At 57.7% G+C, this 22,496-nt stretch carries 19 protein-coding genes and 1 tRNA gene; 10 read left to right on the top strand and 10 right to left on the bottom strand.

Annotated elements, in window-relative coordinates:
• Window positions 1–33: 33 nt before the first annotated feature.
• The 3 genes from O77CONTIG1_RS14910 to mnmG all read right to left on the bottom strand — a co-directional run bounded on the left by O77CONTIG1_RS14910 (window position 34) and on the right by mnmG (window position 3,228).
• A complete protein-coding gene (locus O77CONTIG1_RS14910; protein WP_068511941.1) occupies window positions 34–561 on the bottom strand; it encodes a GNAT family N-acetyltransferase in 528 nt (175 codons plus the stop codon).
• Between the two features lie 15 nt (window positions 562–576).
• Entirely contained in the window at window positions 577–1,170 is a 594-nt protein-coding gene (locus tag O77CONTIG1_RS14905) for a tRNA-(ms[2]io[6]A)-hydroxylase (protein WP_068511938.1), read from the bottom strand.
• Window positions 1,171–1,314: 144 nt separating this feature from the next.
• The gene (gene mnmG / locus O77CONTIG1_RS14900) at window positions 1,315–3,228 is read right to left on the bottom strand and encodes a tRNA uridine-5-carboxymethylaminomethyl(34) synthesis enzyme MnmG (protein ID WP_068511935.1); all 1,914 of its coding nucleotides are present in this window, start codon (window positions 3,226–3,228) and stop codon (window positions 1,315–1,317) included.
• Between the two features lie 1,466 nt (window positions 3,229–4,694).
• Here mnmG and O77CONTIG1_RS14895 point away from each other — a divergent pair.
• From O77CONTIG1_RS14895 to O77CONTIG1_RS14880, 5 genes are all read left to right on the top strand, one after another.
• On the top strand, window positions 4,695–4,973 hold the full coding sequence (locus O77CONTIG1_RS14895; RefSeq protein ID WP_068511929.1) for an Npun_R1517 family heterocyst differentiation transcriptional regulator: 279 nt from the start codon (window positions 4,695–4,697) through the stop codon (window positions 4,971–4,973).
• 76 nt (window positions 4,974–5,049) lie between these two features.
• Window positions 5,050–5,217, top strand: coding sequence for a hypothetical protein (locus O77CONTIG1_RS24645; protein ID WP_156435293.1), 168 nt, complete (start codon window positions 5,050–5,052; stop codon window positions 5,215–5,217).
• A 56-nt stretch (window positions 5,218–5,273) separates the two neighbouring features.
• Window positions 5,274–5,346, top strand: a tRNA-Glu gene (locus tag O77CONTIG1_RS14890).
• 352 nt (window positions 5,347–5,698) lie between these two features.
• Entirely contained in the window at window positions 5,699–6,289 is a 591-nt protein-coding gene (locus O77CONTIG1_RS14885) for a peroxiredoxin (protein ID WP_068511926.1), read from the top strand.
• Window positions 6,290–6,400: 111 nt separating this feature from the next.
• Window positions 6,401–7,585 carry a DNA double-strand break repair nuclease NurA gene (locus tag O77CONTIG1_RS14880; protein ID WP_068511922.1) on the top strand — a complete coding sequence of 395 codons (1,185 nt, stop codon included), beginning with the start codon at window positions 6,401–6,403 and terminating at the stop codon, window positions 7,583–7,585.
• A gap of 26 nt (window positions 7,586–7,611) precedes the next feature.
• Here O77CONTIG1_RS14880 and O77CONTIG1_RS14875 read toward each other — a convergent pair whose 3' ends face one another.
• Both O77CONTIG1_RS14875 and dtd read right to left on the bottom strand, forming a co-directional pair.
• Window positions 7,612–8,763, bottom strand: a complete 1,152-nt coding sequence (locus tag O77CONTIG1_RS14875) for a hybrid sensor histidine kinase/response regulator (protein ID WP_068511919.1) — start codon at window positions 8,761–8,763, stop codon at window positions 7,612–7,614.
• A gap of 391 nt (window positions 8,764–9,154) precedes the next feature.
• Complete coding sequence (gene dtd, locus O77CONTIG1_RS14870) at window positions 9,155–9,592, bottom strand: D-aminoacyl-tRNA deacylase (protein ID WP_068511916.1); 438 nt, start codon at window positions 9,590–9,592, stop codon at window positions 9,155–9,157.
• A gap of 201 nt (window positions 9,593–9,793) precedes the next feature.
• Here dtd and O77CONTIG1_RS14865 point away from each other — a divergent pair, with 201 nt between their 5' ends.
• Together O77CONTIG1_RS14865 and O77CONTIG1_RS14860 are read left to right on the top strand one after the other, a co-directional pair.
• Window positions 9,794–11,026: an aminotransferase class I/II-fold pyridoxal phosphate-dependent enzyme gene (locus O77CONTIG1_RS14865; RefSeq protein ID WP_068511912.1), complete on the top strand. Its 1,233-nt coding sequence runs from the start codon at window positions 9,794–9,796 to the stop codon at window positions 11,024–11,026.
• A gap of 140 nt (window positions 11,027–11,166) precedes the next feature.
• Window positions 11,167–11,943, top strand: a complete 777-nt coding sequence (locus tag O77CONTIG1_RS14860; protein WP_068511909.1) for a CPBP family intramembrane glutamic endopeptidase — start codon at window positions 11,167–11,169, stop codon at window positions 11,941–11,943.
• A 23-nt stretch (window positions 11,944–11,966) separates the two neighbouring features.
• On the opposite strand, the gene O77CONTIG1_RS14855 is transcribed toward O77CONTIG1_RS14860, so the two are convergent.
• Complete coding sequence (locus tag O77CONTIG1_RS14855) at window positions 11,967–13,898, bottom strand: ArsA family ATPase (protein WP_068511907.1); 1,932 nt, start codon at window positions 13,896–13,898, stop codon at window positions 11,967–11,969.
• Between the two features lie 374 nt (window positions 13,899–14,272).
• Here O77CONTIG1_RS14855 and O77CONTIG1_RS14850 point away from each other — a divergent pair, with 374 nt between their 5' ends.
• Window positions 14,273–16,123: an AAA family ATPase gene (locus O77CONTIG1_RS14850; protein WP_068511903.1), complete on the top strand. Its 1,851-nt coding sequence runs from the start codon at window positions 14,273–14,275 to the stop codon at window positions 16,121–16,123.
• 110 nt (window positions 16,124–16,233) lie between these two features.
• On the opposite strand, the gene O77CONTIG1_RS14845 is transcribed toward O77CONTIG1_RS14850, so the two are convergent.
• From O77CONTIG1_RS14845 to ctpA, 4 genes are all read right to left on the bottom strand, one after another.
• Window positions 16,234–17,142 carry an ABC transporter ATP-binding protein gene (locus O77CONTIG1_RS14845; protein WP_068511900.1) on the bottom strand — a complete coding sequence of 303 codons (909 nt, stop codon included), beginning with the start codon at window positions 17,140–17,142 and terminating at the stop codon, window positions 16,234–16,236.
• Window positions 17,143–17,146: 4 nt separating this feature from the next.
• Window positions 17,147–17,929 (bottom strand): ABC transporter permease, encoded by a 783-nt coding sequence (locus O77CONTIG1_RS14840; RefSeq protein ID WP_317134111.1) that lies wholly within the window; start codon window positions 17,927–17,929, stop codon window positions 17,147–17,149.
• A 184-nt stretch (window positions 17,930–18,113) separates the two neighbouring features.
• Window positions 18,114–19,352, bottom strand: coding sequence for an HD domain-containing protein (locus O77CONTIG1_RS14835; protein ID WP_068511897.1), 1,239 nt, complete (start codon window positions 19,350–19,352; stop codon window positions 18,114–18,116).
• Between the two features lie 107 nt (window positions 19,353–19,459).
• The gene (ctpA, locus tag O77CONTIG1_RS14830) at window positions 19,460–20,674 is read right to left on the bottom strand and encodes a carboxyl-terminal processing protease CtpA (protein ID WP_317134110.1); all 1,215 of its coding nucleotides are present in this window, start codon (window positions 20,672–20,674) and stop codon (window positions 19,460–19,462) included.
• 346 nt (window positions 20,675–21,020) lie between these two features.
• Between ctpA and petB the strand changes: the two genes are divergently transcribed.
• Window positions 21,021–21,689, top strand: coding sequence for a cytochrome b6 (petB, locus tag O77CONTIG1_RS14825; RefSeq protein ID WP_068511890.1), 669 nt, complete (start codon window positions 21,021–21,023; stop codon window positions 21,687–21,689).
• Between the two features lie 152 nt (window positions 21,690–21,841).
• The gene (petD, locus tag O77CONTIG1_RS14820; RefSeq protein WP_068511887.1) at window positions 21,842–22,324 is read left to right on the top strand and encodes a cytochrome b6-f complex subunit IV; all 483 of its coding nucleotides are present in this window, start codon (window positions 21,842–21,844) and stop codon (window positions 22,322–22,324) included.
• The last annotated feature ends 172 nt before the right edge of the window (window positions 22,325–22,496 follow it).

The following is a 22,496-nucleotide window of genomic DNA, read 5'->3' as shown; positions in this document are numbered from 1 at the left end:
GGCATCACCCTAAAACTAAACCATGACACTGCACTAGGGATAGATCCGATATTCCAACACGTCCAGCATTCGCCCGCTCAGGTTCATCTGCGTATACTTGCCCACGATGCGCCCGCCCAGATGTTCGGCTAGCTTGCGGCTGGCGAGGTTGCGCCGATCGACGGGATAGCGCAGGCATTCGTAGTCCAGATGCTCGTCTGCCCAGGCTTTGAGGCGGGCGATCGCCTCTTTCCCAAAGCCCTGGCCGTGGGCCGCCTCCTTCAGCCAGATGCCCAACTCTGGCGTGGGGGTTTGGATTTGAGTCATGCCGCACAGTCCCAGAAACTCTGCGGTTTCTCGTCGCCGGATGGTGAGGTGCAAATCTGTACCACTGGTATTTTGCTTGAGCGCATGGCTGAGAAACTCGTCGGTTTCGCGGATCTCCTGGGGCGGCTTGGGATACATAAAGGTGGCGATCGCCGCAGTAAACTCCTGAAACACTGCCAAACGGTCATCCCGTGACACGGGTTCCAGCCACAGCCGCGCCGTCTCCAGCCGTTCCCCATTATTCCACCACCCCATTTTCCCAGCACTCCCTTAGCTGTGGATTCGCGGCTCTGGATGCAGCGTCGCCAGTAGCGCACTTTCGACCTCTGCTAGTTCTGCCAGCCGCTGGTTCACGGTGTCTGGGTCAAAATAGGTTGCCGCCAGCGTCCAATATGCGCCATAGTGCCGCGCCTCCGAAGCCATCAGCCCGCGATAAAACTGCGCCAAGTCTGCATCGGGGCAGTGTTGGGCCAATAGCCCCAGCCGCTCGTGGCTGCGAGCCTCGATCAGCGCCGACACTAGCAGCGAGTCGAGCATTCGGTGTGGCTCTTGGCGGCGAATTTGGCTGGATAGGCCTGCGCCGTAGGGGGGAGCCGACAGGGGAGCCAGGGCCACGCCGCGCCGATCAAGCCACTGGTTCACCAGTTCAAAATGTTCCAACTCCTCCTGGGCGATCGCCGTCAGGCTCCGCACCAGCTTGGCACTAGAGGGATAGCGAAACATCAGGTTCAGCGCTACGCCCGCTGCCTTGCGTTCGCAGTGGGAATGGTCGAGCAGGATGGTGTCGAGATGGGCGATCGCCTGCTCGACCCAAGCGACCGAAGTCGGCTCCTTGAGAAACTTAATGGTCTTCACAGCCTGCATAGATTCCGTAACACATTAACAAGAACGCTACGTGACAGGGTGTTGGAATGCCCCAATGAGGAGAAGGCAGCAAGCCAGGGTCAAGCCCTCTTCGTTCTTCCCTCTTCCCTCTTCCCTCTTCGCTCTTCGTTCTTCGTTCTTTCCTCATCCTCCCACCGCCTCCACTCGGCGCGATCGCAGTTCCAGATACAGCAGCAGCGCGTTCACATCAGCCGGATTCACGCCGCCAATCCGCGCCGCCTGCCCAATCGTCAGCGGGCGCACCTGCGACAGTTTTTCGCGAGATTCTTTGGAAAGCGTGTCGATGCTGTGATAATCCAGATCCGGCGGCAGGGGACGGTTTGCCTGCCGAGCAATCTGGTCGATCTGGTTTTGCTGCCGCTGCAAATAACCAGAATACTTAATATCAATCTCTGCGCCCTCCCGTTCGGCACGACTGAGGTCGGGATTGCCCAAGCCGTAGCGCTCCAAATTCCCATAGTGGAAACCGGGTCGGCGCAATAGATCCGCCAGCGTGATGGAGCCTTTGATGGCCTGCTGCGTGTCAGCATAGATTTGCTGGCCCAGATCGTCGTGTTCCTTGATGCGGGTAGCGTGCAGCCGCTCTTTTTCGGCAGTGATGTGCGCCTGCTTGCGGGTGAACAAGTCCCAGCGGCGATCGTCGATCAGCCCAATTTCTCGGCCCAGAGGGGTGAGGCGCTGATCGGCATTGTCCGATCGCAGCACCAGCCGATATTCTGAGCGCGAGGTCAGCATTCGATATGGCTCCCGCAAATCTTTGGTGCATAAATCATCGATCAGCGTGCCGATGTAGCTTTGCTCACGCGGGAAGATCAGCATTGCTTCGCCGCGACAAAAGCGAGCCGCGTTAATGCCTGCCACCAGTCCTTGGGCCGCGGCTTCCTCATACCCGGTCGTGCCGTTCACCTGACCCGCACAAAACAGCCCTTCGACTTTTTTGGTCATCAGCGTGGGATAGCACTGGGTCGCAGGCAGATAGTCGTATTCCACCGCATAGGCGGGACGCAGCATGGCGCAGTTTTCCAAACCGGGGAGCGATCGCAACATTTGGATTTGCAGCGCCTCTGGCAGCCCGGTAGAAAAACCCTGGATATAAAGTTCAGGAATATCGCGCCCTTCGGGTTCAATGAAAATCTGGTGCGATTCCTTGTCGGCAAAGCGCACGATTTTGTCTTCAATGCTGGGGCAATAGCGCGGCCCCTTCGCATCCACCCAGCCGCCGTACACCGGGGACAGATGCAGATTTTCGCGGATGAGTCGATGGGTTTCTGCGGTGGTGCGCGTCAGATAGCAGCACAGTTGCTCCCGCTCAACCCACACCTCCGGGTCAAAGCTGAACCAGCGTATGTCTTCATCACCGGGCTGCGGCTCCAGTCGAGAATAATCCACTGAGCGCCGATCCACCCGCGCCGGAGTTCCGGTTTTCAGCCGCCCAGTCTCAAAGCCGAGGCGATTCAGTGTGTCGGTCAGCCCTGTCGCCGCAAACTCGCCTGCCCGTCCGGCTGGCATGGATTTGTTCCCCACCCAGATGATGCCGCCCAAAAACGTGCCCGTCGTCAGCACCACAGCCTTGCAGGCAAACGCCACGCCAAAGTAGGTCTGCACGCCGACGACTTCCTCGTTTTTGCCCAGGATCAAATCCGTCACCATGCCCTCGCGCAGGGTCAGGTTTTCCTGATTTTCTACAATGCCGCGCATGACGGCTGCGTATTCCCGCTTATCGGTCTGCGCTCGCAGCGCCCACACCGCCGGCCCGCGCGATACATTTAGCACGCGCTTTTGCAGATAGGTTCGATCGGCCATTTTGCCAATTTCGCCGCCAAGGGCATCGACTTCATGGGTCAGCTGCGACTTGGCCGGGCCGCCCACGGCTGGGTTGCAGGGCTGCCAGCCGATTTTGTCTAAGTTCAGCGTGAGCAGCAGCGTCCGACAGCCGAGCCGGGCCGCCGCCAGCGCCGCCTCGCAGCCAGCATGGCCCGCACCCACAACCACGACATCAAACGCATCTTGAAAATCGACCAAGCTCTGAAGATCCACGGCAAGATTGAACAGATTACGTCAAGCGGAGATTGCACGACAAGAATTTGCAGCGCAGGGGATGGAATGGCGAACGGGCAGTAGAAAGCTTCAAACGTAAAGTTCCAAACCCAGCGTTGCTCCACTCTCGATCCTACAGCGATTCTCCAGCGTGTGCAGGGGTTTAACCCGGTCGGGCATAAGTCGGGCGATCGCCCTGTCCACTCTCCTGCGTTCAGACAATAGCCCATTCGATTTGTGATAAATATTACCAGCACTTAAAAAATGCCCGTACAAACCCAGCAAAAACCTGTACCGAGTAGATTTCTTAATGCAAGCAGTTGCACAATTCATACATTCTAATTTCGCTTTCAATTCTGCTGAGAACTCGCGAATTCCTTCTTTCTCTGGGCGATCATGTGGCAATTCCGGCGTGCTGAAGAATCCAACGGTAGAACCCTGATTAGAATAGGACGTTTTGCGTAGAGAATTGCGCGGTTGTAATGAGGATAAAATCAGATTCCCGACTTCAAGTTCATTCAGAGCCACCAACTTCTATACGTAAGTACGTAGAACAAGATTGGTGCGTTATCTGTACAGTCATGAATTACCGCTCAGAGCGTTGACAGCGGGAAATCCGAAGTTCGGATCGATACTCCGTACAAGCATGGGTATAAGTATATATGTCTCTAATGATGCGGGAGTACGAAAAGCCATTATGCATAATTCACAGTCAATTCAAACTGCTTGAAGCGCCGAAACCCTTGATAGTGCGGACGGGCGATCGCCCTCAGCGTATTTTTTACCTGACGGTTGAAGGATATTGACTACTAATCTCCGTGTAGTTTGTGAGTTGTTCACTCCGTAAATTCCTGGGGCAACTCTACAGAAAAACAGCACGCTCTTGAATCGGGAGATTCCGTGTCATCTCAGATTTAAAAGTGTCTTTAACAACTGCGTGTTGAAAGTCAAAAAAGTTCGTTTGAAGGACATATAAAGACAAGAATAAGTCCTCACATACACTTCATAGAAACTAACTCCAGTCTCCCAAAGAAGAATGCTATGTTCAAATTACGAGCCATCTAGGCACTTGATTTCGAGAAATCCGGGGCTTTGATAGCGTTTGATAGTTAGTGGCAAATAGCAGACCGCAGGGCACTGCCAGGGGACTCTCAGATTTCGACTCAGTTGGCAACTTTAACTCATCCAGCAATCCAACTTTGTTGACTCACCTTGAGTTGTTTGTTCGCAAGTTCAATCCACAATTTGGGAATCCTGGAGTATAGTCCGTTGGACTGAAGTGATTGAGTCGCTACTTAAAATCCGCATCGAGTCAGCAACTCCCTCTAATCAATGGCTGACGGCTTTACCAAAGTGTTTGACGTACTTATATTTGGTTATTTGGTCTGTTTACGCTCCGGGTCTTCGTTGGCGTTTACTGAGTTTCTACTGGTCCTTTGTTCGGCGCAGGAGTGCGATTTTCAAACATGGAACCCAATTCTGTTCGATATCAGCCCGTTAATCCCGATGTGGGTGTTTATGACTGCGAGGTTCACCTCAAGTTTCGCCTGATCGAGGAAAAAGGAGCCTTGGGCAACCGAGAACACTTGCTTGACACCTTGCTGGATGCCTTTGCCTGTGGTGCGGATGAATACCTAGAACCCATCGAGGTAGAAGTGTCGGCTCAAGAGGTTCCCGAAGTCAACGCTTCGCCGCAAATGCGCCGCCAGTTGATTCGGCTGAGAAACTCCAGCGACGCAAGCTAGCCAAACAGAATGGGCCTGTGCAAACTGAACTCTGAGGTTTTGACGCTTCAGCAACTGTGGTCCTCTGGGCACTGCGGTGTTCGAGATTGTGGCGATCGCCCTTCAGTCTCCCATCGCCTGGATTCCCGCCTATTGCCGATCTGCCTCCTGTTCAGTTGCGCCTGCCCAGCTCTATCGCGGGCTGCAACTGAGCTTCCACCTCAACCGGATTACATATCAATGCCAGATAATGCCAGATTTGTGAAAAAGGTGTTGACATTCGCCACTTCCATTCGCTAGTCTAGTTTAGGTCTGGGACACGCCCCCATCGTCTAGAGGCCTAGGACACCTCCCTTTCACGGAGGCGACGGGGATTCGAATTCCCCTGGGGGTATCCCGCTAACGGTTGGTAAATGAGTTAAGGCCTCTCTGGAGTGAACTTCAGAGGGGCTTTATGATTTTGAGACTCGATTGACTTAGCTAGATTGACTTAGATTGGGAACAGACGATTTGCAAATTTTCGCCGATTTGCAAATTTTCGCTACAGCCTGTGCAACCTCGGCCACACGATAAGCAAAGCAGCAAGCTTATCTAAAAATTGCGCGGGTCGGGCGTTTTGCGGTTTCTTGTCCGATCTTCTGCCTGCCAGGGAAATGTAACGGTATGCTAAGAAAAGTGAGCTACGGAACTCACAGTTGCCAGGTTTACTCCCCCCTCCCCCCTTTGCCGTTACTCAGGTGAGCGTCATGGCTTTCTTTGGAGCGCTTTGGAAACTTTTACCGCAGGGGCGATCGCTCGTCCGGCTTGCTGCCTGCCTGCTGCTAGGCTTGTTGCTCTGGGTTGTGCCGCCTTTCCCCCCTGTCCTAGCGCTGGGCGGCCCGCAGCCCCCACTCGACCAGCCCGCCCCAGAGTTTTCTCTGCCCACTAACATTGGCGACGGCACAGTTTCTCTGGCAGACTATCGCGGTAAGTGGGTCGTGGTGTATTTCTACCCCAAGGACTTTACCTCCGGCTGCACGCTAGAGGCACAGCGATTTCAGCGGGACCTGCCGCAATATCAGGCTCGCAACGCGCAGATTTTGGGCATCAGCGTAGACGATGTGGATTCTCACCGAGAATTTTGTGACTCTGAAGGGCTGAAGTTTCCCCTGTTAGCAGATACGACGGGTGCGGTGAGCAAGGCCTACGGGTCCTGGTTGGGTACTATGTCGCTTCGGCACACCTATTTGATAGACCCGGAGGGCATTTTGCGTGAGCGGTTTTTGGGTGTCAATCCGGCCGTTCACAGCCGCGAGGTGCTGGCAAGACTGGACGAACTGCAAAAAACAGCCAGTTAATCCGCCAGTTAATCTAGGCATTTCTAATCAGAACGCTTGTATTGCTTTGCTGACCTGAGGTAGGATCTGGAGCAGACTGGGGGATGATTGGGAACCTCACTGCGGCCTTTTATGCTCGACTTGACCAAGCTTGCCCGCCAGATGCAAGGCATTAGCCAGCATCTCACTGCGGAGTCAATCGCCGCCCGCCAGCGGCTAGAACGGGCTGAAGCGCTATTGCAGGACGTGCAAGGGCAGCAGGCAGAATTGGTCACCCGCCAGCAGGAATGGGGCGATCGCCTAGGGTTTTCTGCTGCTCGTCCCGTGGAGCCGCTAAACACGCGCCTCCCCATTGCCCCGGCCCCCCGGCTGCATACCGTTTTGGCGACCGATGGCTCCCAAATTGCCCCCAGCCATCATGAGATCGCCTATTGCTATTTGATTAACGTCGGGCGCGTGGTGCTGCACTACGGGCAAAACCGCTATCCCTTGCTGGACAGCCAGCCGGAGGTGTTTTACCGACCTGAAGACCTGTACGTATCTCGCCAGTGGGGCATCCGCACCGAGGAATGGATGGGGCTGCGGCGCACGGTGTCGGAGGCGGCGGTGCTGGCAGAACTGGGCGAAGGAGAGAAAGCTGAGGCTCCAGAGATGCCCGCGCTGGCAATGGTAGACGGGTCGCTGATTCACTGGTTTTTGGAGCCGCTGCCAACGGAAGCCCGCGATCGCCTGCTGCCGCCCATCCTGGAAGCGTGGGATCGGCTGCGAGCGGCCCGCATTCCGCTGGTGGGCTACCTCAGCGCTGCCCGCAGCAGTGAAGCGCTGAATTTCCTACGGCTACACACCTGCCCCCATCCCCATCCCGACTGCCTTACTCACTGTCCGGGAAAGACCGAGGACGCGCCCTGTCAGGTATTTGCGCCGCTGCGCGATACAGCGCTGTGGAATCTGCTGCTGCGACCCGGAGAGCGCAGCCCCTTGTGGCGCAGTTCCTCCCGCATTTTGGAGCTATACGGCCCGCACCATGTTTACTTTTGCTATGTCAACGTGGGCGCAGAGATTGCCCGCATCGACCTGCCGCAGTGGGTCGCAGAAGATGCCGCCTTGCTCAACAGCGCCCTCAGCCTGACGCTGGCCCAGGTGCAGAAGGGCTATGGCTATCCCGTAGCGCTGGCCGAAGCCCACAACCAAGCTGTGGTGCGTGGGGGCGATCGCGCTCGGTTTTTTGCGCTGCTTGAGCGAGAAATGATCCGCGCCGGGCTGAAAAATATTGGAACCTCCTATAAAGAGGCACGCAAACGCGGCAGCATTGCCTAATCCAGACAATAGGTCACGCGGGCTAATCAGGCGATCGCCGCTAGTTTCGCGTCTTCTTTTTCCAGAGGCAGCAGGAACCAAAACTTTGCACCCGCCTTGGGACGGCTGTCTACTAGAATTTCGCTGCCGTGGGCCTGGAGAATTCGCTGGCAGAGGTATAGACCCAGCCCCAAGCCCTGTCGAGCATTTGGACCCCGCTGATGCAGACCAAACAGCCGCTTGCATTGCTCCTGAGGAATCCCGATGCCGTTGTCCTGCACGCTAAAGCAAACTGAGTCGTCTTCCTGACGCAGTTCTACCGTCAACTGAATCCCCGGCGGATTATGCTTAAGGGCATTGACCAAAAGATTTTCCAGCACATCCCACAATCGCTTTGGGTCGCCCTTGACGGGGGGCAACTCTGGGTCAATATTGCAGAACACCGTAGCCCGCGACTTTTTGAGCAGTGGCTCCAAATCTTGAATCACCTCTTTCACCAGCACATCCAGACGCAAGGGCTGGGGCTGAATCGCCAGGTATGCATCCGGCTCGGCGTGGGCACTGAGCATGGCATTGATCAAGCCGAGATAGCAATCGACCCCCTGAGCCATGCGTTCTAGTTCGGAACGAGAGACTGAAACCAAGTCCGCATCGGGACTCTGGGGACAGGTCGTCCCCTTGAGCAAGTTCCCAAACACCATCTGCATCCCCAAGACAGGATTGCGCAGATCATGGGCGATCGCATGCATCACATCCCGCAGCGTCTGAACTGCACACTGACGGCTAAGGACTTCTTGCTGGAGGCGCTGGTTTTGAGAGCGTACCTGCTGCTGCAACGCCTGGAGCGACATCAGAATGCGAATTCTAGACTGCAACATCTGGGTGAACAGCGGCTTCACCAAGACATCAGACACGCCAGGATAAAGCTGGTCGGGATTGCTGGTCGGCGGCAGCAGCAGCAGAACAGGAATGCTGCTCGTGTTTGGATTGGACTGAAGTTGGCGGCAGGTTTCCAGGGCGATCGCCTCAGACCCGGCATCCAAGAGAATCAGCGCGGGCTGGATTTGAGCAGCCTCGGCGATTGCCCCTTCGCCCGGTTCACAAACCGACAATTTGAACCCCGTTCCATCTAATGCATCCGACGCTTTAACCGACGTTTCTGGGTCATGCTGAATTAGTAAGACGATGCCAGGTTCCATTGTCAAACGCTTGCTCCAACTCATGCCACTTGTTAGAAATTTCGCTTTAACTGCACTAATTGCACTACTTTAACGGCACTACTTTAACGGCACTGCTTTAATGGCGCTGCTTTCATTGCGACTCTGATTGCACTTCAGAAGCAATGACTCAGTCCCCGACAAAAGCGTCTCAGACGGGCTTGCTCACCGCCCAGCGCTTTACGGTTGGCTTCATAATACTGTTCGGTATTCGGGAAAGCCCTCACCTAACAGGGTGTTTTTTGCAGCAAAATGCGGAATCTAGAGGGTGAGTTGTGAAGGGGACGGGCTGCGGTTCGCGTGTGTCCAGATTGCGTCCAGATTGCGTCCAGATTAAAACTGGTGGCTAGTTTCTCCAACACCCGCTCCAATATCATTTTTCCAGAATTAATGTGACCGGGCCATCGTTCTCAATCGACACCTGCATCATCGCGCCAAACCGCCCCGTCTCTACGCGCAGCCCGCTCTGGCGAAGCTTTTCGACAAACTGGTGATATAGGACCTCTGCGAGCGGGGGAGCTGCGGCCTGATCAAACGACGGTCGTCGCCCCTTGCGACAGTCGCCATACAAGGTGAACTGGCTAATCACCAGCAGGTCTCCACCAACATCCAGCACCGACTGGTCAAATTTGCCGTCACCATTGGAAAATACCCGCAATTCCAAACACTTGCGCGTCATCCAATCCAGTTCCGCTTCGGTGTCTGTACTGGCGATGCCGACCAGCAGATTCAGCCCGCGCCCAATCTGCCCTACAACTTCGCCCGCTACCGTAACCTGTGATGACGACACCCGCTGCAACACGACCCGCATTTTCCCGACTCCTTGCTGTTCCAGAACGGCTCTCTGCTGGAATACTGTCCGAAATACTGTCCGAAATACTGTCCGAACCCTGTTTGAACCTTGCTTGAACCTTGCTTGAAGACCAATGCTTCTATGCAAAACCCTGATTTTGCATGGCATCATAGGAGATTCGTGTAATTTTTCCTCTGTTCGCACAACGCTCTCTTAATCATGCTCAGTGCCAGTCTAATCGTCCAAGCAGAACACGCCCTCCAGCCTACCTTTGCCCGCATCGATGCCCAGGTAAAAGCGAACCTGCGGCGGGTGCTGGAGGCCTTTCGGCATCACGGCGTAGGGGTTCATCACTTTGCCAGCGTCAGCGGCTATGGGCATGGCGATTTGGGACGGCAGGTGATGGATCGGGTGTTTGCCCAGGTGATGGGGGCAGAGGCGGCGGCGGTGCGGGTGCAGTTTGTGTCGGGGACGCACGCGATCGCTTCTGCGCTGTTTGGGGTGCTGCGGCCGGGGGACGAACTGCTGGCGGTGGCGGGCGCACCCTACGACACGCTGGAGGAGGTCATCGGGTTGCGGGGCGAGGGGCAGGGGTCGCTGAAGGACTTTGGCGTGTCTTATCGGCAGTTGGAACTAACCCCAGAAGGGGCGATCGCCTGGCCAGATTTGGCCACTGCAATTCGCCCGGAAACCAAACTGGTGCTGATCCAGCGCTCCTGCGGCTATTCCTGGCGGCAAAGCCTGTCCATCGACGACATTGCCAAAATTATCCACCTGGTAAAGCAGCAAAATCCTGATACCGTCTGCTTTGTGGACAACTGCTACGGCGAGTTTGTGGCAGACTGCGAACCGCCCACCGTCGGGGCAGACCTGATCGCCGGGTCGCTGATCAAAAATCCGGGCGGCACGATCGTCACCGCAGGCGGCTACGTGGCCGGCCGGGCGGATTTGGTAGAAAAAGCCTGCTGTCGGCTCACGTCCCCTGGCATCGGCAGTGAGGGCGGCGCGACCTTTGACCAAAATCGGCTGCTGTTTCAGGGGCTATTCCTAGCGCCACAGATGGTGGGCGAGGCGATGAAGGGCAACCACCTGACGAGCCATGTGTTTCACCAGTTGGGCTATCCAGTGAATCCGCTGCCCAATGCGCCCCGCCGCGATGTGATCCAGGCGATTCGCCTCGGATCACCCGAAAAGGTCATTGCCTTTTGCAAGGCGATCCAGGAATATTCCCCCATTGGGTCGTACCTCAGTCCTGTGCCTGCGGAAATGCCCGGTTACGAGAGCGAGCTAGTGATGGCAGGCGGCACGTTTATCGACGGCAGCACGTCGGAATTTTCTGCCGATGGGCCGCTGCGGGAGCCGTACACGGTCTTTTGCCAGGGGGGAACCCACTGGACTCATGTGGCGATCGCCCTCGAAGCCGCCATTGCAGCCGTTGGCCCAAAAACCTGACCCAAAACCTAAATAGGACTTACGCACTTGCGATTAAACTTTTTGGGTTTTGGACGATTTCTCGCGGGCGCAGCCCGCGAGAAATCGTCCAACTGCGTAAGTCCTACTAAAATTCATGCCCACGGTCGGGCGCAGTTTACATGCAAAGAACCTGGAAGACCAAGCCAAACACAAAAATTGCTCTATTTTGGGCCATCCTGGGCGCGTTGGGGGTGCTGGCTGCTTTTCCCTACCTGATGGCGATCGCCCCTCTGCCTAAGGATCTGGCGGTGCCGCTGTCGGTCGTCGCCCTGGGGCAGGCTGTCCAAACCGGCCTGGTGTTGTGGCCGTTGGGCTGGCTGGGGCTGCGGCTGGGGCGATCGCTAGAATTGGATTCACCACTGGCTCGCGCCTGGCTAACGGGCAGTCCCGCGCCCCCTGTGCCCCGTCATCGCTGGCTCGGCGTTGCCCTCCTCGGCTGTTTGGGCGGGCTGGCAATTCTGGGACTGGACATCCTGTTTCAGCCGTGGATGCCAGACCCGCTGGCGGGTTCTGCCGCCGCCCTGCCCCAGGTGGATCTGTGGAAAGGGCTACTGGCCAGCATTTACGGCGGAATCACTGAAGAACTGTGGCTGCGGCTGGGGCTAATGACCCTGATTGCCTGGACACTGTGGCGGCTGGCAGCACGTCCCGCGTCGCCACCCAGTTGGATATTTGGGATGGCGATCGCCCTCTCGTCGCTGCTGTTTGGACTGGGGCATTTGCCTGCCGCCGCCGCAGTCTGGCCGCTGACGGGGGTGGTGATTGGGCGATCGCTGCTGCTAAACGGGCTGCTGGGACTCGTCTTTGGGGCGCTTTACTGGAAGCTTGGGCTAGAGGCGGCAATGCTGGCCCATTTTTGTGCAGACTTGGCGCTGCGGGGGGTCGGGGGTAGCTAGCCGCAGCCCCTAAATTATCCAAGCTAACCCAAATTAATTGATGGCAACGGCTCGAAGAGGAGCGTGGCGGCAAGCTGAATTAGCTCCTGCGGCGGAATTCCCCTGGGCAGACTGGCCAGCCGCACAATGGTTTGCCCCGGAAACTGCGCCGCAGGAATCTCCTGACCCGGCACGTAGCGGTTATGCACTAGATAGGTCTGCTGAATGCCCAGCGCCCTGAGCGAATCCGTCAGGCGGGCCGCTTCTGCCAGGATCGCCGACTGATTTTGCGCCACGCCGATAAATTCCGTAAAGCTGGGATCTTTCAGCAGCTTTTGCGCCTTCACCACGCGCTGCCGCAGCGTCCGCAAACGGCTCATCAAATCCACCCGCCCCACCACGTCCTGATATTTCAGCCAGAGCTTGAAAATCCAGCCGAGCCAGTCATTCAGCGCTGTCGGCATTTCCAAAAAGCGCAGCAGATGCCCGGTCGGGGCCGTGTCCAAAATCACCAAATCCTGGCTGCCCTCCTCCAGCAGGTCAATCACGGCGATCAGCGCCAGCATCTCGTCGATGCCGGGGAGCGCCTGGGACACGATCTGTCGCCAGGCCTGCGGCCCGTAGGCGATTTGCAGCGCGTCGTCGCCCGTGTCGCCGCTCATCATCTCCGCCAATTCCCACAGATAATCTTCCCGAAACTGATGTAGCAGGGTGTCTGCATCGATTTCCTGGGCGCTGAGGTTGGGCAAAAGATCAGTCGGATCATGCCCCAGCACGGTTCCAAAGGCATCGCCCAAGGAATGGGCCGGGTCGATGGAGATGACCCGCACCCGCTGCTGGGGATGGCGTTGGGCCATGCCCTGGGCGATCGCCCCTGAGAGGGTTGTCTTCCCGACTCCGCCCTTGCCGCCGATGATCAGAAGACGACGGTGGAGGTCTAAAAAATCGGGAAGCGATGGCGGAATCGGGTGAAGGGTCGATGGCGCGACGGGTAGCGAAACCGGGGGCAGTGGCGCGAGGGTGTGGGGCAGGAGTTGGGGCAGGAGCCTGTCGAGGGCTTCGAGGCCGACGGGTTCGGTGGGCTGCTGGGGCAGGATGAGCAGCGGAGGATCGGGGCAGAGGGCGGCGAACTTTTCCAGGAGGTCAGCCTGTTCGCAGAGGCGATTTCCATAGGAATCGCTACGCGAATCGCCCTCACTGGGCTGGCTGTCGGACAAGACGCGATTGACAACAAGGCCGCCAATGGGAATGCGGAGCGTGTCGAGGGACTCCAGAAACCGTCGGGTTTCCTGGTAGCTCATCGGTTCCGGGATGGCGACAGCAAGGCAGGCAGTGCGGGTGGCATCTTGCAGCAGGGCGCGACCGTGGGATAGGCGCGTTTGCATCTCTGCCAAAAACTCATCGGCTGCGTCGGCGGTGTGCGCTCCGGTGAAGGTCTGCTGCATGACTCGATGCTTTTCCTGAAACAGGCTGAGGGCGGCCAGGAACTGATCCAAAAAGTCCATTAGCCCAAACAGGTTGAGCGTGTGTCCGCTGGGGGCCATGTCTACTACAATTCGGTCGCTCTCGCCGTCTTCTAGAATGCGCTGAATTTCCAGTAAACTCATGAGTTCGTCCAGCCCCGGAAAGCCCAAATCCCACACGGGGCTGAGGTCTGCGCCTTCGACAAAGCTGCCGCGTTCCACCAATAGCTCCAGCACCGACCCGTAGCGGGCTTTAAACTTTGCCAGCAGGGCTGCCGCATCCAGGGCGCGGGTCTGGACGTTTGGCAAATCAGCGAGCGATCGCGCTTCGTCTGTCACCTCCGTCAGCAGCACATCGCCCAGGGAATGGGCTGGGTCGGTGGAAATTAGCAGCACGCGCTCGTCGGGAAATCGCTTGCCCCAATGGCGGGCGATCGCACAGGAAAGCGTTGTCTTGCCCACGCCGCCCTTGCCGCTGACCATCAGCAGACGCACAGAGTCAAATGGATACATATAGCAGGGGTTAGGGGTTGGGGATTAGGGGTTAGGGGTTGGGGGTTAGGGGTTGGGGGTTAGGTCTGAAAGGCTCGATCCCCCTAAATCCCCCTTAGTCAGGGGGACTTCCGGAGCAGGTTGGTTCCCCCCTTGCTTAAGGGGGGCTAGGGGGGATCTCCAAGTGCCTCGCATCCGAGCCGATCCCCCTAAATCCCCCTTACTAAGGGGGACTTCCGGAGGGCGGCTCGGTTCCCCCCTTGCTTAAGGGGGGTTAGGGGGGATCGAACGTAACGCCGTATTACGCTTGTGCCCCACTCGTTAGGGTTCCCCACCCGCTGGGATGACTAAATGAAGAAACGTGACCCATTCGCCAAATTGGGGCGATCGCAACCATGAGCGACCTGTTTAAGGGATTTGAGCAACTGCTAGAACTGGCCAAAGCCCTCGAAGCAAAAGCCGCCAGCGGCGAACTCAAGACCGACGTGCAGATCCATAGCCGTCCGCTGGGGAATATTCCGCGCCAGGGCAACATTCCCCGCACGGGCAGTCCGACCGGGGGAGCGGGAGTTGGAACCAGCCGTGTCCGCCCCAATGCCGCACCCAATGCCGCATCCGATGCTGCCCCCGACACGCCGCCCGTGGAAGCACCGGGAGAAGCGCCAACCGCATCGCTGCAAGACCTGGGCGGGCTAGGCGAGGTGCTGCGGGAACTGCGCGAGCAGGTGGAACTGCCGCTGAAGCGCCCTGACCTGCTGCAAAAGCTGGGGCTGGAGCCGACGCGGGGCGTGCTGCTGGTGGGGCCACCGGGCACAGGCAAAACCCTGACGGCGCGGGCGCTGGCGGAGGAACTGGGGGTGAGCTATATCGCCCTAGTCGGGCCGGAGGTGATCGGGAAATACTACGGCGAGGCAGAGGCGCGACTGCGGGGCGTATTTGAGAAAGCGGCAAAGTCCGCGCCTTGCATTGTGTTTATCGACGAAATCGACAGCCTCGCGCCCGACCGGGCCAAAGTGGAAGGCGAGGTGGAAAAGCGGCTGGTGGCGCAGTTGTTGAGCCTGATGGACGGCTTTGCCAAGTCGCAAGGCGTGATCGTGCTGGCGGCGACGAATCGACCCGATCACCTCGACCCGGCCCTGCGGCGACCCGGCCGATTTGACCGAGAAGTGCAGTTTCGCGTGCCCGACCGCGATGGACGGCTGGAGATTTTACAGATCCAGACCCGCGCCATGCCCTTGCAAAACGTGGACTTGGGGGCGATCGCCGAGCTTTCGGTGGGCATGGTGGGGGCAGACCTGAAGGCGCTGTGCCAGAAGGCTGCCTATCTGGCCCTGCGGCGGCAAGTGCCCAGCCTCAGTGCCCCGGTTCCCGCCGATTTGCATATTACCCAGGCAGACTTTTTGCAGGCGGCGCAGGAGATTCGTCCCTCGGTGCTGCGGTCAGTGGAGGTGGAGTCACCGGACGTGCGCTGGGACGACATCGGCGGGCTAGAGAGCGTCAAGCAAACCCTGCAAGAATCGGTGGAGGGCGCACTGCTCTATCCCGATCTGTATCGGCGCACGGGGGCGACGGCTCCGAGGGGCATCCTGCTGTGGGGCCCGCCAGGAACCGGGAAAACCCTGCTGGCAAAGGCGATCGCCACCCAGGCCCGCGCCAACTTCATTGCAGTGAACGGGCCCGAACTCCTGAGCAAGTGGGTCGGCGCGGCCGAGCAAGCCGTCCGGGAACTGTTTGCCAAGGCGCGGCAGGCGGCTCCCTGCGTGGTGTTTATCGACGAGATCGACACGCTGGCTCCGGTGCGGGGCAGTTTCCAGGGCGATTCGGGCGTGGGCGATCGCGTCGTGGGTCAGCTCTTGACCGAACTCGACGGCTTGCAGAGCTGCACCAATGTCCTGCTGGTGGCAGCGACGAATCGACCCGATGCCCTCGACCCAGCGCTGATGCGGTCTGGACGGCTGGATCTCCAGCTCAAGATTGACCTGCCCGATGCCGCCAGCCGTTTGGAAATTCTGACGGTGCATAATGGCGATCGCCCCCTGTTGCACGTCGATCTATCCCACTGGGCCGCCCAAACGGATGGCTGGAACGGCGCAGACCTAGCGCTGCTGAGCAACCAAGCCGCCCTGCAAGCCATTCGCCGCCACCGAGCAGCCGGAAACCCTGATCCGAGTGCGCTCCACATTACGCAGGAAGACTTTGCGATCGCCCATGCGCTGATTGCCAACCAGAAGCAGGCCGTGAGGTAAGTAGGTGAGAGAAGAGAGAAGAGAGAAAAACGAAGAGAGAAGAGAGAAAAACGAAGAGAGAAGAGCAGGTTTTCGTTCTTCCTTTTTCGTTCTTCCTTCTTCCTTTTTCTTCAGTTCAGAGGCGCTGCGCCAAGCTGGGTCACTTCCATGTAAATGTGCGATAGCCCCACGGGTTGCCGACAGACCGAATCGAGGGAAATGCCCTCAAAGCAGGCGATGATATCCTGCATGTCCAGGTAGGCGGGCAGCCAGAAGGTGAGGTCGTTGCCGTAGCGGCGGCAGGGAAAGCCGAGTTGCTGGGCGCGGGCGATCGCCCTCTCTTCCTCCGTTGTTTGCACCAGCACCACCTCCTGGGCTGGTACGTAGCGCCGCAGTTCTGCCAGGGTTCCCTCGGCCAACAGGCGGCCGCCTTTGAGAATGCCAATGCGATGGCAGAGGCGTTCGGCCTCTTCCAGCAGGTGGGTGGTCAGCAGGGTGGTAATGCCCTGGTCGCGCAGACGACGGATCAGTTCCCACAGTTCATAGCGGGCTTCGATGTCGAGTCCGGTGGTGGGTTCATCCAAAATCACGAGTCTGGGCTGATGCACCAGGGCGATCGCCAGACTCAGCCGCCGCTGCATCCCGCCGCTGAGGGTTTCTACAGGGGAGTTAGCGCGATCGAGCAGGTTCACCGCCGCCAGACAGGTGGCAATCCGGAAATCCCGCTTTTCCCTGGGAACGGCATAAATTCGCGCAAAAAAGTCTAGATTTTCGGCACAGGTGAGCGATCGATACAGCAGGTTTTCCTGAGGCACGATGCCGATCAGCCGCTTGGTGGCATCCGAGACAGGAATGCCGTCGATCGTAATGCGGCCGCTGTCGGGTTGCAGCAGGTTGCAAATCAGATTGATAGTGGTGGTTTTGCCCGCACCGTTGGGCCCCAGCAGGCCATACACCTCGCCGGGACGAACGTCCAGCGTTAGATTTTGCAAAACGGGGCGATCGCCGTAGGTTTTGGTCAGCGTTTCTAGATGCAGCACTGTGCTACAGCCTCCTCTCGACCCGCACCATGCGGCGATAGGCCAACCAGCCCCCGGCAACCACAGCAGCCGCAAAGCCAGCCAGAAATCGCAGATGTAGCCCCACCTCAGCTCGTTCCCCATCCGCCACGGACACGCCGGCCAGCGCCTCAATCATGTGAAACACTGGGTTGAACGCTGCCAGATTCAGCAGCGCGTCCGGGAAAAACTGCGTCGGCACAAACGCGCCACCTAAAATTAGTAGCGGCACGCCAAAGGTCGCCACCAGCGCATTCACGTCTTCCGTGCGGCGGGCAAACTGCGTCCCCAGAATAAAGCCCACGCCAACGTAGCTGGCAATGCTGAGCAAAATCACCAGCAGCTTCAGCGGCGGCGACCCCTCAAACGTTGCGCCCATGATGCTGGCAGTGGCATAAATCAGCAGCGCTTGCCCCAGCCCAATGTAAGTGTGCGCCAGAAAAATGCCGAGAAAATAAGATGTGCCGCTGAGGGGCGAGATAAACAGCCGCTTGAGGGTCTGCTGTTCGCGCTCTGCGACCACCGTGGACACACTGCCACCCAAACAGCTAAAGAACAGGGCCGCGCCCACCAGCGACGCAGGCACACAGCGCTCAAAGGCTTCTGCTTCAGAGAGATTGCCAGATTCGGTCAGCAGGTAGCCGTTGAGCAGCAAAATCGTGACCGGAAACAGCGTCCAAAACAGGAGCGATCGCCCCCGACGCACCAGTTCCCGCAAAATTCGCTGCGCCACTGCCAGCGTTTCTCGCCCATAGCCGCGCACCTTCACGCCAAACTTGACTCCTAACAGGGCTCTCGCCTCCCGGTGCAACCTATGTGCCAGTGATCACGCCGATCATACCCTTAAAATTCACAAGAGTTTATAAACCAGGTGGCAGGGAAAAAACTGGCACGAGGGAATGTCCACACGCGATTGCCTGCTCAAAATCAACGAGCGGTTTAGGCTGGCAGCCTCATCGCCACCCAGTCGCCGGATCAATCTCTCGTGGATGAATCAGCCAGCTTCGCTGGAGTGGCTGGGTCAGCGTTTTCACCAGCGGGGATAGTTCGCTTAGCTCTCGCAGTCCGTTTTCGGTTTGCAGCTTGATGCCCCGCTGATAGAGTGTATAACCCCGGCTCAGTGCCACCCGAATGCCGCAGTAATAGTCGGCAGCGAGGCCCCGATGGGAGAGCGATCGCCTCATCTGCTTTAGCACATCTGGGTGGGACTCTGGGGAAAGCGGGCTAATATCGGTTGCTTTGAATAAATCTCGATCCACAAATCGGCGGCAGAGATCCGCCAGCACCGGGTCGTCATGCTGCTGCCAGCGTTGCAGGTGATACACAAACACGCCGTCGTCTGCCTGGAGATATTGCGCCAGGGGCAGATCGTTGCAGTCGCCTTGTAGCCACGCCGTCACCGTGTCGTCGGCGGATAGCTTGCCCAGTGCCAGCAGTTCCCGTGCCCGCCGAAACGCCTGCTGCAAGACCCAAGTCGCCGCGATGTTTTTGGGATGGTTATAAATCTGGGCATACATAAAGTAGCGGACGATCAGGTAATGCTCAATCGCCGCCATCCCTTTTTTCGCTACTACCAACTGTTGAGTCGTGGGATCGTAGCCCATCGCCATAACAATCCGATCCAGATCGAGCCGTCCGTAGGATGCGCCAGTGAAGTAGCTGTCGCGCATCAGGTAATCCAGGCGATCGCAGTCTAGCTGGCTGGTCACGAGTTGCCACACCACAGGAAGCGGGTGTGTTTTCAGATAAATCTGCGAGAGTTGGGGCAATAATGCGGGGTCGTGTTTATCCAGCCGCGATCGCACGGGTTCGGACTCATCCAAGATGCGCCGCGTCCAGTGTTCGTGGTGGCTACCAAAAATCTCTTCGCAGGTGTGGCTGAAGGGGCCATGCCCGATGTCATGCAGCAGCGCCGCACAGAGAACCGCTGCGCGGTGGGGCTGGAGTTCTGCATGACGGGTTGCCAGACGGTCAAAGGCACGACGGGCGATCGCCATCACGCCCAGCGAGTGGGTAAACCGCGACGACTCGGCCCCGTGGAACGTCAGGCTGGCGGGGCCAAGCTGGCGAATCCGCCGCAATCGTTGAAACGCAGGCGTATCGATTAGGTCAATCAACAATGCCTCAGTCGGATCAGCGCGATCGAGGGCGATCGCCCCATGCAGCGGGTCGTGATAAGTGCGTCCGGGCATTTAGGAATGGGGGTCTGGAGCTAGGGTTGGAGAAAGATGAAGAGATCCTGCATGGTCGAATCCCTGATCTCACCATCATCATTCTTCCCAACACACCATTTTCCCCGTCACCCCGCTGCCCCAGCCACGACCATCTGCCGCGTCAGCGCCTCAATCGCCGCCTGATATTGCTCATCAGCTTCTGTGGCGACCTGTTCGCGGCTAGTAATGTTGAGGGAAACCGAGCGATCGGGTTCGATGCCAAGGCGATTGATATCTCTGTGGCTAGGCGTTTCGTAGCGGGCGATGGTCACCGCCAGACCCGACCCGTCCGACAGCCCAAACAGCGATTGAATCAGCCCTTTGCCAAAGGTCTTTTCACCAATCAACTGGGCGCGTCCGTTGTCTTGCAGTGCGCCCGCCAAAATTTCGCTGGCGCTGGCCGTGCCCTGGTTCACTAGCACGATCAGCGGGTCATCCGTCAGCGGCTCCGATAGGGCCTCAAAGCTATCCTGAATGCCGTCGCGGTTGACCGTGTAGACAATCGTGCCGTCGCGCAGCCACAGCCGCGCAATATCAATGCCTGCTTGCAGCAAGCCGCCGGGATTGTTCCGCAAGTCCAAAATGTAGGCGTTGGCATCCTGCTTTTCTAGACGGGCGATCGCATGGGCTACCTCTTCTGCGGCGTTGGCACTGAACTGGGTGAGGCGAATGTAGCCCACCTTGGTTCCGTCGGGCTGGGGACGCAGTTCGGCGTAGACCGGGTTAATGGTGATGCGATCGCGCACCAGTTCCACCTCCCAGCTTTTCGGGCTTTCATCGCGCCCAATCGTCAGCACCACACGGCTTCCCGCTGGGCCACGCATCCGCTCGGCGGCTTCGTCTAGGGTTAGGTTCGCAGTGACCTCGCCATCGATTTTCAAGATGCGATCGCGCGGTTGTAGCCCAGCCCGGTCTGCGGGAGAACCCTCAATCGGCGTAATCACGCGCAGATCGCCCGTGTCGGGATCTTGGGCAATTTGCAGCCCTACGCCGCTCAGTTCGCCAGACGTATTGGTTTGCAGACTGCGATACTGATCCGGCTTCAGCAGGCGCGTATAGGGGTCGTCCAGCCCTGCCAGCATTTGCTGAATCGCGGCGTAGGTATCTTCACGGTTGGTCGGAGCCTGCTTCAGCACCTTCTGGCGCACCAGCCACCAGTTCTGATTATTAAAGGTGCTGTCTACATAGGCGCGATCGACAATCCGCCAAACTTCATTCAGCAGCTTCTGCTCCTCAGTGAAAGCATAAGCAGGCGGCGTATTCACCTGCAACGCCATTAGCCCCGTGAAGAGCCAAACCAACGCAAACCCAAGTAGTCGCTTTAATCCCTGGCGCTCTAACCCCAGGCGTTTTAATCGATGTTGCTTCATAAAACATATCTTAACGTTCTACTCAGACTGGCGGCTATCCCAGGCGTACCCGTTCTGAAAGGATCGGCGGCGATCGCCCCAAGCCTGCTCCCTTCGAGTTAACCAGCCATCGTAGCAGAACCCGCAGTCTTTATGACTTCTCTGTAAAAATTGCAGCGCCGCCCAAAAAGTTGAATGAAACCTGTGCCGGATCTTGGTTACAGCGTGAAATCTGATGAGTAGCTATGTTACATTCTTTAGAAATGGCAATACATCTCTTTTTTGGAATTCTTGCTTCATGTTTACAAAGCAGGTAACTGACTCGAAAGCGTACCAGTGGTTTCAGGAGCGGCTGGAAATCCAGGCACTTGCTGATGACATCAGCAGCAAGTACGTCCCTCCCCACGTCAATATCTTCTACTGTCTCGGTGGCATCACCCTAGTCTGTTTCATCATTCAGTTCGCCACCGGGTTTGCAATGACCTTTTATTACAAACCCACAGTGACTGAGGCGTTCTCCTCGATTCAGTATCTAATGACCGAGGTGAACTTTGGCTGGCTCATCCGCTCGATCCATCGCTGGTCTGCCAGCATGATGGTGCTGATGATGATCCTGCACGTCTTCCGGGTTTATCTAACGGGCGGCTTCAAGAAGCCCCGCGAACTGACTTGGGTGACGGGCGTGATTCTAGCAGTCATCACCGTCTCCTTCGGTGTGACGGGCTATTCGCTGCCTTGGGATCAGGTCGGCTATTGGGCAGTCAAGATCGTGTCTGGCGTGCCCAGTGCTATTCCCGTCGTCGGCGACCAGATTGTAGAACTCATGCGCGGTGGCGATAGCGTGGGGCAGGCGACCCTGACTCGCTTCTACAGCCTCCACACGTTCGTGCTGCCCTGGTCGATTGCGGTGTTCATGCTGCTGCACTTCCTGATGATCCGCAAGCAGGGCATTTCTGGCCCCTTATAAATTGCAGTGATTGGGTCGCTGAGTTGGAAGAGGGCGATCGCCCTTTCAATGCTTCAGCCAATCCTTTACACTGCTGGAATCAGTTAGCTGCTGGGAACCCAACCGTCTTTCCCTCTGTTCGATCCTTGCTGCTTAGGAGAAACCTGAATCATATGGCAACCATTAAGAAGCCGGATCTTAGCGATCCCGCATTGCGCGAGAAACTTAAGAAAGGCATGGGTCACAACTACTATGGTGAACCCGCCTGGCCCAATGATCTGCTATACATCTTCCCGGTGGTAATCCTGGGAACCATTGGCTGCGTAGTGGCGCTGGCTGTGCTAGACCCCGCTCTGGTGGGTGAACCCGCCGATCCCTTTGCGACTCCCCTGGAAATCCTGCCGGAGTGGTATCTGTACCCCGCATTCCAGATTCTCCGGATTGTGCCGAACAAGCTGCTGGGTGTGGCGCTGCAAAGTGCTATTCCCCTGGGCTTGATGCTGGTTCCCTTTATCGAAAGCGTGAACAAGTTCCAGAACCCCTTCCGCCGTCCGGTCGCGACGACGGTCTTCCTGTTTGGAACGCTGGTGACGCTGTGGCTAGGCATCGGCGCAACCTTCCCGATCGACAAGTCTCTGACCCTGGGCTTGTTCTAGGGATGTTTTCCTAGCTTCATTGGAGCGACTTGCTCCGGCTGACTCGGCGCTCGTGCATCTACTGGGAGTGTGTTTTTCTCTTCTGGTTGCTGTACGGGCGCTTTATTGTGAAGTGAAGTTGTGAAGTGAAATAGTCCTGGCTTTGAACCGGAGCGCTCGACGCAGACTGCCT

The organism is Leptolyngbya sp. O-77 (assembly GCF_001548395.1).
GTDB lineage: Bacteria > Cyanobacteriota > Cyanobacteriia > Elainellales > Elainellaceae > Thermoleptolyngbya.
Note: the sequence above shows the minus strand (reverse complement) of the source record. Positions and strands in the feature narration are given on the sequence as shown.

Bases quoted from the DNA above. Each gene is read 5' to 3' on its own strand.
- O77CONTIG1_RS14910 (WP_068511941.1), bottom strand. From the start codon at position 561: ATGGGGTGGTGGAATAATGGGGAACGGCTGGAGACGGCGCGGCTGTGG.
- O77CONTIG1_RS14905 (WP_068511938.1), bottom strand. From the start codon at position 1,170: ATGCAGGCTGTGAAGACCATTAAGTTTCTCAAGGAGCCGACTTCGGTC.
- O77CONTIG1_RS14895 (WP_068511929.1), top strand. From the start codon at position 4,695: ATGGAACCCAATTCTGTTCGATATCAGCCCGTTAATCCCGATGTGGGT.
- O77CONTIG1_RS14885 (WP_068511926.1), top strand. From the start codon at position 5,699: ATGGCTTTCTTTGGAGCGCTTTGGAAACTTTTACCGCAGGGGCGATCG.
- O77CONTIG1_RS14880 (WP_068511922.1), top strand. From the start codon at position 6,401: ATGCTCGACTTGACCAAGCTTGCCCGCCAGATGCAAGGCATTAGCCAG.
- O77CONTIG1_RS14875 (WP_068511919.1), bottom strand. From the start codon at position 8,763: ATGGAACCTGGCATCGTCTTACTAATTCAGCATGACCCAGAAACGTCG.
- dtd (WP_068511916.1), bottom strand. From the start codon at position 9,592: ATGCGGGTCGTGTTGCAGCGGGTGTCGTCATCACAGGTTACGGTAGCG.
- O77CONTIG1_RS14865 (WP_068511912.1), top strand. From the start codon at position 9,794: ATGCTCAGTGCCAGTCTAATCGTCCAAGCAGAACACGCCCTCCAGCCT.
- O77CONTIG1_RS14860 (WP_068511909.1), top strand. From the start codon at position 11,167: ATGCAAAGAACCTGGAAGACCAAGCCAAACACAAAAATTGCTCTATTT.
- O77CONTIG1_RS14855 (WP_068511907.1), bottom strand. From the start codon at position 13,898: ATGTATCCATTTGACTCTGTGCGTCTGCTGATGGTCAGCGGCAAGGGC.
- O77CONTIG1_RS14850 (WP_068511903.1), top strand. From the start codon at position 14,273: ATGAGCGACCTGTTTAAGGGATTTGAGCAACTGCTAGAACTGGCCAAA.
- O77CONTIG1_RS14835 (WP_068511897.1), bottom strand. From the start codon at position 19,352: ATGCCCGGACGCACTTATCACGACCCGCTGCATGGGGCGATCGCCCTC.
- petB (WP_068511890.1), top strand. From the start codon at position 21,021: ATGTTTACAAAGCAGGTAACTGACTCGAAAGCGTACCAGTGGTTTCAG.
- petD (WP_068511887.1), top strand. From the start codon at position 21,842: ATGGCAACCATTAAGAAGCCGGATCTTAGCGATCCCGCATTGCGCGAG.